This is a genomic window from Haemophilus parainfluenzae (genome assembly GCF_003252725.1).
In the GTDB taxonomy this organism is placed as follows: Bacteria; Pseudomonadota; Gammaproteobacteria; order Enterobacterales; family Pasteurellaceae; genus Haemophilus_D; species Haemophilus_D parainfluenzae_L.
Genome location: NZ_QEPO01000002.1, coordinates 232106 through 247703, shown reverse-complemented (window position 1 = coordinate 247703; position 15598 = coordinate 232106). Strand labels below are relative to the sequence as shown.

15 protein-coding genes are annotated in these 15598 nt (G+C 38.1%); 11 read left to right on the top strand and 4 right to left on the bottom strand.

Annotation, left to right across the window (positions count from 1 at the left end; genetic code table 11):
* Window positions 1-81: 81 nt before the first annotated feature.
* From DPV85_RS03835 to DPV85_RS03825, 3 genes are read left to right on the top strand one after another with little or no spacing between them, the layout of a single operon-like run.
* Entirely contained in the window at window positions 82-1188 is a 1107-nt protein-coding gene (locus DPV85_RS03835) for a transglutaminase-like domain-containing protein (protein ID WP_111316096.1), read from the top strand.
* Window positions 1163-1525: a mercuric transporter MerT family protein gene (locus tag DPV85_RS03830; RefSeq protein ID WP_165816469.1), complete on the top strand. Its 363-nt coding sequence runs from the start codon at window positions 1163-1165 to the stop codon at window positions 1523-1525. The genes DPV85_RS03835 and DPV85_RS03830 overlap by 26 nt, the downstream gene beginning before the upstream one ends.
* Window positions 1526-1534: 9 nt before the next feature.
* The gene (locus DPV85_RS03825) at window positions 1535-1813 is read left to right on the top strand and encodes a heavy-metal-associated domain-containing protein (RefSeq protein ID WP_111327115.1); all 279 of its coding nucleotides are present in this window, start codon (window positions 1535-1537) and stop codon (window positions 1811-1813) included.
* Window positions 1814-2338: 525 nt separating this feature from the next.
* Here DPV85_RS03825 and sodC read toward each other — a convergent pair.
* Window positions 2339-2899, bottom strand: coding sequence for a superoxide dismutase family protein (gene sodC, locus DPV85_RS03815; protein ID WP_005695896.1), 561 nt, complete (start codon window positions 2897-2899; stop codon window positions 2339-2341).
* 109 nt (window positions 2900-3008) lie between these two features.
* Window positions 3009-4418 carry a YcjX family GTP-binding protein gene (locus tag DPV85_RS03810; protein ID WP_111327113.1) on the bottom strand — a complete coding sequence of 470 codons (1410 nt, stop codon included), beginning with the start codon at window positions 4416-4418 and terminating at the stop codon, window positions 3009-3011.
* Between the two features lie 88 nt (window positions 4419-4506).
* Between DPV85_RS03810 and DPV85_RS03805 the strand changes: the two genes are divergently transcribed.
* The 6 genes from DPV85_RS03805 to DPV85_RS03780 all read left to right on the top strand — a co-directional run bounded on the left by DPV85_RS03805 (window position 4507) and on the right by DPV85_RS03780 (window position 10939).
* Window positions 4507-6207 carry an ABC transporter substrate-binding protein gene (locus DPV85_RS03805; protein ID WP_111327112.1) on the top strand — a complete coding sequence of 567 codons (1701 nt, stop codon included), beginning with the start codon at window positions 4507-4509 and terminating at the stop codon, window positions 6205-6207.
* Window positions 6207-7172, top strand: coding sequence for an ABC transporter permease (locus DPV85_RS03800; RefSeq protein WP_111327111.1), 966 nt, complete (start codon window positions 6207-6209; stop codon window positions 7170-7172). Before DPV85_RS03805 ends, DPV85_RS03800 begins: the two co-directional genes overlap by 1 nt.
* Window positions 7162-8049 carry an ABC transporter permease subunit gene (locus DPV85_RS03795; RefSeq protein WP_049365903.1) on the top strand — a complete coding sequence of 296 codons (888 nt, stop codon included), beginning with the start codon at window positions 7162-7164 and terminating at the stop codon, window positions 8047-8049. Before DPV85_RS03800 ends, DPV85_RS03795 begins: the two co-directional genes overlap by 11 nt.
* 3 nt (window positions 8050-8052) lie before the next feature.
* On the top strand, window positions 8053-9108 hold the full coding sequence (locus tag DPV85_RS03790; protein WP_049365904.1) for a peptide ABC transporter ATP-binding protein: 1056 nt from the start codon (window positions 8053-8055) through the stop codon (window positions 9106-9108).
* Entirely contained in the window at window positions 9108-9911 is an 804-nt protein-coding gene (locus DPV85_RS03785) for a peptide ABC transporter ATP-binding protein (RefSeq protein WP_049365905.1), read from the top strand. Before DPV85_RS03790 ends, DPV85_RS03785 begins: the two co-directional genes overlap by 1 nt.
* Before the next feature lie 95 nt (window positions 9912-10006).
* Complete coding sequence (locus DPV85_RS03780) at window positions 10007-10939, top strand: bile acid:sodium symporter family protein (protein ID WP_049365906.1); 933 nt, start codon at window positions 10007-10009, stop codon at window positions 10937-10939.
* A gap of 61 nt (window positions 10940-11000) precedes the next feature.
* Here DPV85_RS03780 and sppA read toward each other — a convergent pair whose 3' ends face one another.
* Entirely contained in the window at window positions 11001-12863 is a 1863-nt protein-coding gene (sppA, locus tag DPV85_RS03775) for a signal peptide peptidase SppA (RefSeq protein ID WP_111327110.1), read from the bottom strand.
* Between the two features lie 111 nt (window positions 12864-12974).
* On the opposite strand from sppA, the gene DPV85_RS03770 reads away from it, so the two are divergent.
* Window positions 12975-13529, top strand: a complete 555-nt coding sequence (locus DPV85_RS03770) for a nitroreductase family protein (RefSeq protein ID WP_049372493.1) — start codon at window positions 12975-12977, stop codon at window positions 13527-13529.
* A 45-nt stretch (window positions 13530-13574) separates the two neighbouring features.
* Here DPV85_RS03770 and metX read toward each other — a convergent pair whose 3' ends face one another.
* A complete protein-coding gene (gene metX / locus DPV85_RS03765; RefSeq protein WP_111327109.1) occupies window positions 13575-14660 on the bottom strand; it encodes a homoserine O-acetyltransferase MetX in 1086 nt (361 codons plus the stop codon).
* 157 nt (window positions 14661-14817) lie between these two features.
* Between metX and DPV85_RS03760 the strand changes: the two genes are divergently transcribed.
* Window positions 14818-15516 carry a SanA/YdcF family protein gene (locus tag DPV85_RS03760; protein WP_080971743.1) on the top strand — a complete coding sequence of 233 codons (699 nt, stop codon included), beginning with the start codon at window positions 14818-14820 and terminating at the stop codon, window positions 15514-15516.
* The last annotated feature ends 82 nt before the right edge of the window (window positions 15517-15598 follow it).

Below are 15598 nucleotides of genomic sequence, written 5' to 3'. Positions count from 1 at the left end.
TAAGCTACTATATCCATTGTCCACAATTAGTTTATCTAATGTGTTAAGTTTTAACTGTTAACTAACTAGAAGGATCTTTTTATGAAGAAACTTATCGCCACTGCGGTGCTCTCCGCATGTTCTATGGCTTACGCCAATACCGACATTCCAAACTACAATACCGATTCTCATCTGTATGAATTCACTCAAACCTATGACTTAGTTGCGCCAAAAGGTTCGCAAGGACAAGCGAATCTGTGGGTGCCTTTACCGTTTAATGGCGAGTATCAACAGGTAAAATCTATCCATTTTGAAGGTAACTATTTGGATGCCTATGTGACAGAAAACAACAAATATGGTGCGAAAACGCTCTTTGCGACTTGGGATAAAGATGCACAAAAACGCGATTTAAAAATCACAATGGTGATTGAAACCAAAGATCGCGAACCAATGGTTAAAGGTGCGTTGACAAATTACAAGCCACCAAAAGATGTTCACTATTCTGTTGATGTACAAGAATATTTAAAACCGACTCAACATATTAAAACAGATGGTATTGTGAAACAGTTCGCCGATAAGATTGTAGGCACTGAAACAAATCCATTGAAAAAAGCTGAGTTGATTCACCAATGGATCGTCAACAATATGGAACGTGATAATTCTGTTTTAGGCTGTGGCGATGGTGATGTAGAAAAAATTCTGACCACTGGTGTGTTAAAAGGCAAATGTACCGATATTAACTCTGTTTTCGTTGCACTTGCTCGAGCCAGCGGCATTCCTGCTCGTGAAATTTTTGGTATTCGTTTAGGTGCGGCGGATAAAATGGGCAAATATTCCAAAGGTGCATTCGGTAGTGCGGACGAACATGGCGTAGCAAACGTAAGTGGTGGTCAGCACTGTCGTGCTGAATTCTATCTTGCAGGATTCGGCTGGGTACCTGTTGATTCTGCAGACGTAGCAAAAATGCGTTTAGCAGAGAAAAAATCTGTTGACGATAAGGATACACAAGCCGTTGCCAAATACTTATTCGGTAACTGGGAAGCAAACTGGGTTGGCTTTAACCATGCTCGCGACTTTGATTTATATCCACAACCAGAACTAGCTCCGATCAATAACTTCGGCTATCCATATGCAGAAGTAGGTGGCGATCCGTTAAATTCCTTTGATCCAAAAGAATTTAAATATGACTACGTCTCTAAAAAACTCTAATAAATCCTTTTGGGTTGCCATAGCCACCGCACTTAGTGCCGCGGTGGCGTCAACTTTGTGCTGCATCGCACCATTAATTTATTTAGTATTTGGTGTGTCATCCACATGGTTAATTGGCTTAGGCGAATATGATTATTTGCGTATTCCGATGCTTATCGTTTCATTATGCGCCTTTGCCTACGGCTTTTGGTTGCTGATGTTTTCCAAAAAAATCATTTGCAGCAAATACATTTCCCGTAAAAAGCTCATTGTTTTGTATTGGATTGTATTTATCGTCATGCTCTTTTTCTTAACTTATCCAACCATTTTACCGTGGATTTTAGAGCTTTCTAATTAGGAACAAAAAATGAAGAAATTAACGACCGCACTTTTGCTTTCATTATTCACCTTCTCTGTCGCACAGGCGGAAGAAACAAAGCAAGTTGTGCTAAGAGTGAATGAAATGAACTGCCAGCTTTGTGCTTATTTAGTGAATAAAGAGTTACGCAATATTGATGGCGTGATTTCCACTAAAGCCTCCATTAAAGATAGAACTGTGACTGTTGTAGAAGATCCAAAAGTTCCTGATGATCAGTTAATTAATGCAATTCATAAATTGGAATATACGGCGGAAGTGGTTAAATAAAGCGCTAGAAAAATAAAAGTGCGGTCAATTTTGTGAAGTTTTAAAACTCATTAAAATTGACCGCACTTTATATCTGGGCATTTAAAATTACATTCTACTCAAATATCAATCTATCCAATACTTTTAAACTCGTACTTGTTGAAAGATTGACGAGATTACCACCGCTTATTTCTAGCTTCAATTATCAAAACTAAAGTCGCCATTGCAGCAGAGCCATTTAACCAAAAAGATGCCATTTTCTTAAAGTCAGAAAAAGAATAATTGTCAAGCTTTAGAAGCAGCTCAAATAAACTAAACGCTAATGTAGAAAATGTAAAACAAATAATAAATATAATTACCCAAAATATAAGATATTGAAGTAATAGCTTAGTTTTCAATATTCCTCCCGATACATAGAGTCATTATTAAATATATTACTACTTTAACTATGTTTATCAAACCACCTCTAATGACTAGGTATGATGTTGAGTTTAAATACAAAGTGCGGTCAAAATTGACCGCACTTTTTTATCTTTAAGAATCGACTTATTTAATCACGCCACATGCCATACGTGGACCGCCACCGCCAAGTGGAGCTGGATGATCTGAGTGGTTATCACCACCAGCGTGAATCATAATAGAATGACCACGAACTTCATCTAATTTTTTAAGACGTGGCGCTAAAACAGGGTTAGTTGCGGTACCATCATGTAATACAGTTAAAGCCGGTAAGTCACCTAAGTGAGCATCATCTTGCCATGGGTAACCGTGTTGTTTTGCACCTTTAGGATCCCAGTGACCGCCAGCCGCTAAACCTGCAGTTAATTTACCGTCTTTTTCTTTTGGATCACAGCTTGGATTTTCATGAATGTGGAAGCCATGTAAACCTTCAGCTAAACCTTGTAGATTTGGTGTAAATACTAAACCATAATTTGATTCAGTAATAGTTACAGTCCCTACATCCTTGTTACCATTTGCAGGATCTAATTGTTGTACTTTTACTTCGATTGAAGGACCTGCTGGTTTTGCCATATGGTCATGTGCATTTGCCACGCCAGCAGCACAAATTCCGCTGATTGCTAATGCTAAGAGAGTTTTCATTTTCATCATAAGCTCCTTTACTTTAGAAAGACTCGAATTGATTCTACCTAAATACCAGTAAAAAAATAGTGGTTTATATTAAGTATTTGACAATTAAATTGATTTGATTTTTCTATCAATCAAACCTATCCGCCAATAAAAACTGCAAGACGGCATCCATTCTTAAATGCGGGATGCTTTCACCTTGTTGTAAAACTTGAGGTTCGAAGGAATCAAAATCAAAGGATTGTTTTGACCAGAACTCTGCACTAGGTAGTTTACTTGGTACAGACCCCGGATAAAGCGTAATAAGTTGCTTATCTACAGAACGCACTCCTTGAATAGCTTTAATTTGTTTACCGGTTTGATTAACTAAAACTTGTTTTGTCGCTCGAATCGCAGCAATGGCTGTGTATTCTGTATCAATTCCTTCAAATTCAACATGACGACCACCTTCTTGCACCAATTGGCGCATCAAGCTGATTAAGTTTTGAATTTGATCTGTCGTGATATGATCGGCTTTTGTTGCCACAAACATGAGCTTATCAATATTCGGAGAAAACAAGCGATTAAGTAAATTGCGTTTTCCATAATGGAAATTTTTGAAAAGCTGATTAAGTCCTGTTTGCATATCGATAAAGGCTTGTTGACTATGATTCAGTGGCGTTAAGCAATCCGCTAAAATTACCTGGCGATCAAAAGTAGAAAAATAATTTTCATAAAAGCCTTTCACCACCTTATTACGATAATGATCATATCGCTTATTCAACACTGAAAAATAGCTATTAGATTTCGCCTCTCTTTTCAGTTTTTGCCATTGTTCTTCCGACAAATGCAATAACGGGAAAAATTGTAATACCGGTGCGCCTTCTAATTCCCCAGGCAAGACAAATCGGCCAGGTTGAATAAATTGCATTCCTTCAGCTTTGCAGGCTAGTAAATAATCGGTATAAGATTTTGCAATCTGCGCTAAAACATCTTCATTGACGACCGCACTTAGGTCGAGTTTTTTCAGTTTATCCAACCAATCTTGAGCAAACTGTTGACGAATACCCGATGTAATTTTGGCTTGCTCTAGTGACCATTCTTGAAAGTCTAGATTTAGTAAAGGTAAATCCAATAGCCATTCACCTGGATAATCAAAAATATCTAAATATAATGTGCCGCGTTCTTTGAAATGACGAAGTAAACCTGATTGGCGCTCAAAACGAATAGCAAGGCGTGTTTCACTTACCCCTCGAGTAGATTGGCACCACTGTGGTGGATTATTCATTAAATCATTGAGATTCGCTTCATAATCAAAACGTGGAATACTTAAATCCTGTTGAGGCACTCGTTTTACTGCCAAAATAGATTGATTTCGAGCAGCCTCAAATAAAGGAAGATGCGCATTTGCCTCTTGATTAATATGTAACAATTGATTAATCAAACTCGTAATAAAGGCTGTTTTACCGCTTCGACTTAGCCCTGTCACAGCCAAACGCAAAGTGCGGTCAAATCCACGATTGATTATTTGATTAATTTCCCGATTAATTGATTTAAACATATCCTAAAAATCCAATAACTAGCCATTTTTGCCAAGATATTTTACAATTCACTCAATTTATCACAAAACGGTCTTTAATAATAAAGCTATGTTACGTCGAAATGTCACTTTTTGTTTTTTATTGTGTGGGTTGAGCCAAATTAATCTGGCACAAGCCGCGCCAAGCATACCCAAAATGCTGACAGAAAACGGCTTAACATACTGTACAAATGCGTCGGGTTTTTCCTTTAATCCACAAACTGCAGACGCTGGCACCAGTATGAATGTGGTGACGGAGCAAATTTATAACAAATTGTTTGATATTAAAGATCATAGTGCAGCACTCGTTCCTGTATTAGCCCAATCTTATTCTATTTCATCTGATGGAAAACAAATTCTCATTAATCTTCGTAAAGGGGTGAAATTCCATCATACCCCTTGGTTTACGCCTACGCGTGACTTTAATGCAGAAGATGTGGTCTTTTCGATTAATCGCGTTTTAGGTCATGATACTTACTTGCCAACACTCTCAGATGATGTAGTCACCTACAAAAATCCGCAATATAAAATCTTTCACGAACAAGCCAAGAAGGTACACTTTCCGTATTTTGAAAGCATTAAGCTGAATCAAAAAATTAAAAGTATCACGGCAACGAATCCTTATCAGGTCAAAATAGACCTGTTTGAACCCGATGCCTCAATCCTGTCCCATCTTGCTAGCCAATACTCTATTATTTTCTCGCAAGAATATGCATACCAATTAAGTGCCGATGATAATCTCACCCAATTGGATACACATCCTGTTGGCACGGGCCCTTATCAAGTGAAAGATTATGTTTATAACCAATATGTTCGCTTGGTACGCAATGAGGATTATTGGAAAAAAGAAGCCAAAATTAAGAATATTATTGTGGATCTTTCTGCGGATCGTACAGGACGTTTAATTAAATTCTTTAACAATGAATGCCAAATTGCCTCTTATCCTGAAGTTAGTCAGCTCGGTTTGTTAAGCGAAAAGGACGACCGTTATTATCTACAATCTACAGATGGAATGAACTTGGCCTATTTGGCTTTCAATTTCCAAAAGCCATTAATGCAGGATAAAACCATTCGCCAAGCCATTTCACAAAGCTTAAACCGTTTTAGAATTGTGCAAAATATTTACCACAATACAGCAACGGTGGCGAATAACATTATTCCTGAAATTTCTTGGGCTTCGGCAATTAATACGCCTGATTTTCCTTATGATTATCAGCCTGCAGAAGCAGAGAAAACATTACGCGATAAAAAACTCACGTTAAATATGTGGGTGATGAATGAAGAACAAGTGTATAACCCTGCTCCAATTAAAATGGCGGAGCTCATTAAATGGGATTTAGCCAAAGCTGGCGTGGATGTTAAAGTGCGGTCAGTCACACGGACATATTTAATCGAACAATTACGCAAAGGCACAGAAGATTACGATTTAATCTTAACGGGTTGGCTTGCTGGAAACCTTGATCCTGACGGTTTTATGCGTCCGATTTTAAGTTGTGATACGCAAAATGAAATCACGAATTTATCAAATTGGTGTAATCCTGAATTTGATAAGATGATGAATCGTGCACTGGCGACCAATCATTTATATGAGCGCTCTAAAGCATATAACAATGCACAAGACCTCATCTTAAACGAATTGCCTATTGTGCCAATTGCAAACGTCAAACGACTTTTGGTCGCTCGCGGCAATGTTAAAGGAATTGAGATGACCCCATTTGGTAGCATCAATTTTTCTACCTTGTATTTCATGAAAAATAAGGAGAATAAATAATGCTCGTTTCAGCGATCCGTCATGTGATTTGGGTAAGCATTTTATTATTGATTTTATCCGTATTAAGTTTTGTGATTTTAATGCGAGATCCGCTCAATGCCGATCTTGTCACAAATAACATTTATAGTGCTTATTATCATTACCTTACATCATTGTTACAGGGTGATTTAGGGATTACCTATAACGGCGGAGAATCCTTAAAAAATTTAATTTTTACGGTATTACCACCCACATTAGAACTCTGTTTTACCGCACTTTTATTGGCTTGTATCTTAGGTATTCCTCTCGGCGTATTAAGTGCGGTCTATAATCAACGTGTTTTTTCACGTACATTGCAGAGTATATCCAATGTTGGTTTGTCTATTCCGATTTTCTGGTTTGCGCCAATTTTGCTTTATGTAGCAGCGATTCAAAGCTGGGAGATCGCAGCCATTGGGCAATATAATTTACTCTATGAAATCAAACCTATCACGGGTTTCCCTATTATTGATGTGTGGTTTGTAGATGTGCCTTACCGAACTAAAATCGTACAAAATGTTTTACAACATCTAGCCTTGCCTACATTAGTGCTTTGTATTCTGCCGACCATGGAATTTATCCGCATCATTCAGCAACGGGCAGATTATTTACTTCAACAAGAATACGCTAAAGCGGCAGCAACACGTGGCTGGTCAAAATGGACGATTTTAAGACGTTATGTTTTCCGCAATACTTTTCCATTATTGATTCCACAACTTACGCGTGTATTTACCTTAGTGTTAACGCAATGTATGTTGGTTGAGACGGTATTAGGCTGGCCAGGAATTGGACGTTGGCTCATTGATGCCGTAACCCAACAAGATTACAACAGTATTTCTGCCGGTGTAGTTGTAATTGGTATTTGTATCATTATTATTGATACCTTCGCCAAGTTGCTCATGTTTGTGTTAGATCCATTGAATAAGAAGGGCTGGTATGCAAGATAGAGAACCTGATGAATTTCGCGAAAGCACCTCCTTCTTTCAGATTTGGTTGCTTTTCCGTCAGAATCGCGTGGCATTATTCTGTTTCTATTTATTTTGTCTTCTGATTTTGACCGCACTTTTTCCGAAACTCATTATGCCTTATAGCGAAAGCATGGAGTTTGTGGGAGAAGAACTCATGCCGCCATCTTGGGTAGAAAAAGGTCGTATTGCTTTTTTCTTTGGTACAGATGATCTTGGTCGTGATGTACTCAGTCGATTAATTATGGGGACACAATATACTCTCGGTTCCTCTCTTTTAGTGGTCATTGCTGTGGCAATTATTGGTGGCGCATTAGGTATTCTTGCCGGTATGTCAGAAGGGATTAAATCCCGTTTCTTAGGTCATTTTTTTGATGCATTTTTATCTATCCCCATTTTGCTGATTGCCATTATTATTTCTACATTAATGGAACCGAGCTTAATGAATGCCATGTTTGCCACTCTGTTGGCTATTCTGCCGTATTTTGTTCATGCGATTTATCAAGCGATTCAGCAAGAACTAAAGAAAGACTACGTTCTCTTACTGAAATTAGATGGTATTTCAAACTGGGAATTATTAAAAACGACAATCTTGCCGAATATTAGTGTCGTCTATACACAAGAAATTTCTCGAGCATTTGTGGTCGCTATTTTAGATATTACGGCTCTCAGCTTTATTTCTCTAGGTGCACAACGTCCAATGCCAGAATGGGGCGCAATGATTAAAGATTCGTTAGAGCTGATTTATCTTGCCCCTTGGACAGTTTTATTACCGGGCTTTGCTATTATTTTCACCATTTTATTAAGCATTATTTTTACTAACGGATTGTGTAAAGCAATCAATAAATATTACGAGTAACCCATGGCGCTGTTAGATATTCGCAATCTTAATATTGAAATTCAAACACCAAACGGTCGCATGAAAATTGTGGACGGCGTCAATCTTTCGCTTAATGAAGGGGAAATTCTAGGGCTCGTCGGTGAATCAGGTTCAGGTAAAAGTTTAATCGCTAAAGTAATCAGTAATTCCATTAAAGATAACTGGATTGTCACCGCTGACCGTTTTCGTTTTAATGATGTTGAATTGCTTAAACTGACGCCGAATCAACGTCGAAAAATCGTTGGAAAAGAAATTTCAATGATTTTCCAAAATCCATTAAGCTGCCTAGATCCAAGTCGAAAAATCGGTAAACAGCTTATCCAAAGTATTCCAAACTGGACCTTTAAAGGTCGTTGGTGGCAATGGTTTGGTTGGAAAAAACGTCGTGCGATTGAATTACTACACCGTGTAGGAATTAAAGACCACCAAGATATTATGGCGAGTTATCCTAATGAGCTCACTGAAGGTGAAGGCCAAAAAGTGATGATTGCCGTAGCAGTGGCGAATCAACCTCGATTATTAATTGCGGATGAACCCACTAATTCTTTGGAGTCCATTACGGCATTGCAAATTTTCCGTTTGCTTTCAAGTATGAACCAAAACCAAGGTACAACAATTTTATTAGCCAGTAACGATCTTAAAAGTATCAGTGAATGGTGTGATAGCATTTCCGTTCTTTATTGTGGGCAAAATACAGAGTCTGGGCCGACCGACCAAATATTAGAAATGCCTCATCATCCTTATACACAAGCATTGCTTTACTCTGTTCCCGATTTTAGTCGCCCCTTAGGTTTTAAAAGCAAATTAGGGACATTAGAAGGGACTGTGCCGATTTTAGAACAAATGCCGATTGGTTGTCGTTTAGGACCTCGCTGCCCTTTTGCTCAGCGTGAATGTATTCAAAAACCAAGCCGATATCGCATTAAACAGCATGAGTTTTCCTGCCATCATCCGATTAATCTTCGAGAACGGCAGTTTAAGGATAAAATTGCAACTTCACCGCTTACGCTCAATACCGAATCAAAAGGAAACGAATAATGCCATTATTACAAGTGGAAAATCTCAGTAAAACCTTTGATGAACCCGCAAAACTTTTTGGTTTCGAGCAGTTTTATGCGGTAAAAGACGTCAGCTTTACGCTTAACCGTAAAGAAACGCTTGCGATTATCGGTAAAAATGGTTCGGGTAAATCGACCTTAGTAAAAATGATCGCAGGGATAACTCCCCCTGCTTCAGGAAAAATCTTATTTAATGATTTACCATTACAATTCGAAGATTTTCACTATCGTGCGCAGCATATCAGAATGGTTTTCCAAGATGCAAATTCAGCGTTTAACCCGCGTTTAAATATTGGACAAGCCTTAGATGCACCACTACGATTAATTACCGATTGGGATGAAGAGACTCGCAATGAAAAGATCTTTAAAACGCTCTCATTGGTAGGGCTTTATCCTGATTATACGAATCTGAAAATTAAACATCTTTCGGTCAGTCAAAAACAGCGGATCGCCTTGGCTCGTGCGCTGATTCTTCAACCTGAGATCATTATTATTGATGATGCATTGAGTACATTAGATGCCTCTGTGCGTATTCAATTGCTTAATCTGATTTTAGATTTACAAGAACATTTAGGCATTTCCTATATTTATGTTGGACAAAATTTAGGCATTATCAAACATATAGCCGATCAAGTTTTAGTAATGGATGAAGGTGAAATTATCGAGTCTGGCACACCAAGAGAGATCTTTACCAATCCTCAAAATAACACTACTCGCTTACTTGTAGAAAGTCATTTTGGTCAATTGCTTGATGAAAATGCTTGGCAAACAACGACTTCCTAATTCTCTGTCAAACAAGTTAGGCATAGACATCTCAAAAAAACGTCTTTAAAATTGACCGCTCTTTTCATTCTTTTTAACAAAATAGGAAAGCAACTATGCAAGCATTATTAAAACTCACTAACTTTGTGAGCAAAACTTTCGCACTATGGGCGATTGTTTTTGCTCTTCTCGCCTTTCTCTTCCCGGAGCAATTCAAAATTTTTGCACCATACATTCCTTACCTTTTAGGTTTAGTGATGTTTGGTATGGGGATTACCTTAACTTTTGCAGATTTCAGTGAAGTGGCTAAACACCCTAAATCTGTATTCATTGGTGTAGCGGGTCAATTTATCATTATGCCAGCTATCGCATTTGGATTAGCAAAAGCCTTTGATTTACCTGCTGATTTAGCGGTTGGTGTGATTCTTGTCGGTTCTTGCCCGGGTGGTACTTCATCAAACGTAATGACTTATTTAGCGAAAGGTAACACTGCGCTTTCTGTTGCTTGTACCACAATCTCAACCTTACTTTCACCAGTATTAACCCCTGCCATTTTCTATGTATTAGCAAGTCAATGGTTAGATATTGATGCCGGCGCAATGTTTATGTCTGTATTAAAAATGGTATTGTTCCCAATTTTCTTAGGTTTAGTTGTTCGTGCGCTCTTCAAAAAACAAGTGGAGCAAGCAAGCCAAACTATGCCATTAGTGTCTGTTATTTCTATTGTCTTAATCTTGGCAGCGGTAGTAGCTGTAAGTAAGGATAAAATCGTAGAATCAGGCCTATTAATTTTCAGTGTTGTGGTTTTACATAACTGCTTAGGCTATTTAATTGGTTACTTTGCAGCAAAATTATTTAAACTTAATACGGCGGATAGTAAAGCTGTAGCAATTGAAGTAGGTATGCAAAACTCAGGTTTAGGTGCTGCATTAGCTGCTGCTCATTTCAACCCAATTGCAGCGGTACCAAGTGCCTTATTTAGTTTCTGGCACAATGTATCGGGTCCAATTTTGGCGAATATTTTCTCTAATATCAAAAATGAAAAATAAGCGATTTGGGTAAAAAAATAAGGGCGGAAATTACATTCCGCCCTTTTTACATTTTACTGTTTTACTTAACCGAACCACAATTTAAACAATATAAATACTGCCCTTTTGGATCATTAAATTTGGTTAACACATTCAGTTGTTTTTTCACTTGATGCACTTCCTGTGGTAATCCTAACCAATTTGTCAGTAGCGCTTGGCCTTTTTGTTTAAGCTTACGATCTAATTTAGCTAAGAAGCTATTATCTTCATCAACCAACCATTGCACACTAAAGCTATCCATATATTTATCCGGATGTTGATTGACTAGCGCGACCACTTTATCAATGGCTATATCAATATCACCTAATTCGTCAACTAAGCCGTTTTTCTGTGCATCTTGTCCTAACCAAACTTGGCCCTGAGCAATTTTATCCACTTTGTCTTTTGATAATTGACGCCCACGGCTTACCACATCTAAGAAACGATCATAACCATTTTCAATACTAAGTTGATAAATATCCTGTGTATTCTTACCCAATGGGCTTAACGCTGAGGTTTCCGCGAGATCTGTTGTCGCTACACCATCGGTACTCATTCCCATTTTTTTGATTGTATTTTCAAAGGTTGGGAATAATGCAAAGATCCCGATCGAACCCGTAATCGTATTTTTATCCGCCACGATATAGTCTGCAGTCGAAGAAATCCAATAACCACCAGACGCTGCCATGCCCCCCATTGATACTACAACAGGTTTGCCTGCTTTTTGAAGATTTTCGGTTTCCTGGCGAATAATTTCAGAGGCAAATGCACTGCCACCCGGTGAGTTAACACGGAGAACAACAGCCTTCACTTTCTCATTATCGTAGGCCTGTCTTAATAACTTCGCAATGGTATCGCCACCTGCAGATTCTTCATCACTTTCACCATCAATAATTGTCCCTTCGACATTCACTACCGCAACGATATTTTTTTCACTTGGATCGACAGAAAAACGATCGCCTAAATCAGATAAATAATCTTCAAAATCCACTAATTTGGCTTTGCCTTCTTCACCTTGACCGAAAAGTGCGGTCAATTTTTTATCTAAATCCAATCTTGTCGCAAAATGTGTCACTAACTGACGTTTTTTTACATAAGCCGTTTCATCACCTTTTAACGCTTTTAAATCACTAATATATTTTTGTGCATTAGGTAATACGTCATTGGCGGTAATATGGCGATTAACCATTAGTGTTTGCATATAGTTTTGCCACATGCCTCCAAGCCATTTTTGCATATTCGCTTTTGCTTCTGGCGACATATCATCACGCAAGAAAGGCTCTACCGCGGACTTATATGTCCCCACTCGGAAAATATGCGGCGTAATTTCAAGTTTTTCGAGCATGGATTTAAAGTAAAGATTTTCCTGACGCAAACCTTGAATGCTGACTTGTCCAATCGGATTGAGATAAATTTCATCCGCAAAACTCGCAAGGAAATATTGTGCTTGTGTGTAATTGTCAGCATAAGCAATAACGGACTTTTCTGACTCTTTGAAACTTTGAATGGCTTTTCCTACGTACTCTAATGATGGAAGATCCCCCCCTTCAAAGTCATTTAGATTCAATACTAAACCACGAACACGTTCATCATCTTTTGCAGATAAAATACTTTGCACCACATCAAAGGTTGAATATTTGTAAGAAACTTTTTCATTATTTAAACGTTGGAATTCCTCTTGCCAACTCAGCATATCTTCCGTGTTATCAGCAAGATAGCCTGTTAAATTTAAATATAATGCACCTTGATCGCCTGATAAGACTTGGCTTTTCTTGCCATCACTAAAAAGGCTAATAAGGACAATCAACGCTAAAACAAATAGTAAGAACACAAAATTCATCACAAGATTTCGGATAAAATTGAGTGCTTTACAACAAAATTTCAATACGTTTAATATGGCATTCATGTGAAATTAAACCTTTAAAAACAGAAATAAAAATTGTGCGTAGCCTATCATAAAGTCCTGTGAAAAACTATGCTATAATCAACTGCACTTAACTAGAAGAAGGAAAATACTATGGATGCATTAACCCTTTTAACACAACGTAAATCGAATAAAAAATTAACAGCACCAGCCCCCAGCCAAGTGCAATTAGAACAAATGTTTCAAGCGGCTTTACATGCCCCTGATCATGGTAAACTTGAACCTTATCATTTCGTAGTTATCCAAGGCACAGGTTTAAGTAAATTGGAAAGCTTGCTCAAAGCAGCGGTGACTGAATTTGATTTAGGTGAAGAAAGATTAAAAAAAGCAGAGAATTTTGCACGCCGTGCGCCAATGATCATTGCGGTGATTGCTAAAATTAATCATGAAGTGAAAAAAGTACCGGGTTGGGAACAAATGCTTACTGCGGGTGCGGCAACTTATGCGATTCAACTTGCAGGCAATGCACTGGGTTTTGAAAGTTTTTGGGCAACAGGTCCTCTCGTTGAGGGGCGTGAATTACGTGAAGCATTTGGTTGTGGTAAAAATGATAAGATTGTTGCCTTATTACAAATTGGTACAGCAGCTGAAAAATTAGAAAGAGACTGTAAACCCAAAGATTTGTCACGTTTCGTGAGCCATCTATAAAGAAAAAATCAAAAAAGGCGGAAATTTCCGCCTTTTCTATTGTTCTTATTCAGACTCGCCTTCTAATCCACTTCTAATTTTATTTTCAAACGCCGTATAATCCACTAAAAAAGCATCGTGACCATAGTCCGATGGGAATTCATAAAATTTTAAATCCACGCCTGCTTGTTCTAAAAGCTGTTTACTTTTATGTAAATCAATGGATTTAAATAGTTGATCTGTCGTCACCGAAACTAATGTATAGCAAGCTTTAATTCGAGATAGGGCTTCTTTCACATCTGCATACCCGACACTAGGGTCATACAGATCGAGAGCTCGCAATAAATGCAAATAGGTGTTGGCATCAAAACGATCTAAGAATTTTTTGCCTTGATAACTCAAATAGGATTCTACTTGAAAGTGGTCGCCCCAAAATTGCCCTTCAGATTTAGTTGCACGACCAAATGCCTTAGCCAACTGTACATCGGTACGATACGTTAACATTCCTAACATTCGTGCAATGGAAAGGCCTTGATTAGGTGGCGTGCCATCATAATAGTCACCATTATTGAAATTAGGATCATTAATCACCGCTTGACGCATCACATGGTTAAAACCTATGGCTTCCGCACTAAAGAAGATAGAAGAACAAAGATTGACAATGTTATCCATAAAATCTGGATAATCAATTGCCCATTGTGTGGCTTGCATACCACCAAAAGAGCCCCCCACTATTGCTTTTAAATGTGAGATACCAAGGTGCTCAAGCAAGGCTTTTTGGACTTTGATAATATCTTGAACGATGATATTCGGGAACTGGCTCCCATAAGGTTTTCCAGTAGTTGGATTAATCGAACTCGGGCCCGTCGTGCCTTTACAACCACCTAATACATTTGAGCAAATAAAAAAGTATTTAGATGTATCAAAAGCTAGACCTTCGCCCATAAAGTTTTGCCACCAACCGTCTTTATTAGGTTCATCAAAATAAGGTTCTGCATCTCCCGTTAAAGCGTGACAAATCAATACAGCATTGCTTTTATCTGCATTTAAAGTGCCGTAAGTCTGATACGCGACATGAATAGGCGAAAGCTGTCCGCCCAATGTTAATTGGAGTGGATTGTCTTGAAAAAGCACGACATTTTGCACAGCCATTGAAATGATAACCTTTTACGTTGATGGTTCACCAATTATCAACAGCTCATTTTTTTTGTCAAGAAATTTTAGACGTTTAGACGTCTAAATATTTTCTTATCAATTCAGTAAACAAATTACACTTGAACTTACATTGTTTTTTCAGTATGTTAGCAAAATGCAACTATCCAAAACGCTGTCAAAAATGACCGCACTTTCCTGGCTCTTGCGCCTTCCGCTAAAAAAACTTCTCGGTTACGCCTTGGGGCTCTTTTTGCTTGTTTTGATTGGTTGCTTCACCATTGATCGTGCCGTGAGCTTTTATGTACAAGACCGCGTGTATGAAGATGTCGAAACACTTCCGCATCGCCATTATGCATTGGTACTCGGTACATCCAAATATGTGGCTAAAGGCAAAACCAATAAATATTATGATTACCGCTTAGAAGCATCAAAACTCTTGGTCGAGCAAGATAAAGTCGATTATTTACTACTAAGTGGCGATAATCGCACGCTTCAATATAACGAACCACGCACCATGTTTTTGGATCTACGTAAAATGGGCGTATCTGAAAGTGTGATGTTTAAAGATTTTGCGGGATTCCGCACCTTAGACTCTGTTGTGCGCGCAAGTAAAGTTTTCCAAGTGCCCTCTTTTACTATTATCAGCCAAAAATTCCATTGTGAACGCGCGCTGTTGATTGCTAAACACTATGATATTGATGCAATTTGCTTTACTGCGAAACAACCTGACGTGTATTTCGGGACACGTGTTCGCGAAATGTTTGCTCGTGTAAAAGCCGTATTAGACTTAATTATCGGTGTAAAACCTTATTTCCTCGGTGCACCAGAACCTCTGCCAATTCCTACCGAATAGTTAATGATTCTTTAATTTTTACCCTGTTAAATCAAAAAATATCTAAATAATTGGTTTTTTACTCTATTTTTTTGGAGTATTT